The sequence below is a fragment of the Shigella sp. FC1661 genome, assembly GCF_001712525.1.
GTDB lineage: Bacteria > Pseudomonadota > Gammaproteobacteria > Enterobacterales > Enterobacteriaceae > Escherichia > Escherichia coli.
On the sequence record NZ_MDGW01000512.1, the window covers coordinates 1 to 330 of the forward strand.

Sequence of the window (330 nt, forward strand, 5' to 3'; positions counted from 1 at the left end):
ACCCACAGCTGGTCAGGTCGTTCTGCCACGAACTGACGGTTTACGCGGTCGCCTGCGGCAACGGCTTTCCGGCTGATGGTCGTACGGACCTTTTTACCCCGGAGAACACCGGCAAGTCCCATAACCGCCATGAGACGTGCCACAGTGCATCTGGCCACTCTGATACCTTCCCGTAACAACTGACGCCAGACTTTACACCGTATACCTTGTGATTTTCATCGTATACGCGCTGTATCTCTTTCTTCAGCCAGTCATCGCGCTGCGCACGGGCACTGCGTTTATCCGGATGATGTCGCTGTTGCTGACAGTGGTAATACGTTGACGGGGCAA

Annotated in this window: 1 pseudogene; it reads right to left on the reverse strand. The window is 55.5% G+C overall.

Annotated elements, in window-relative coordinates:
* A pseudogene (locus BFF42_RS21430) lies at positions 1 to 330 on the reverse strand (IS3 family transposase); the annotation flags it as partial.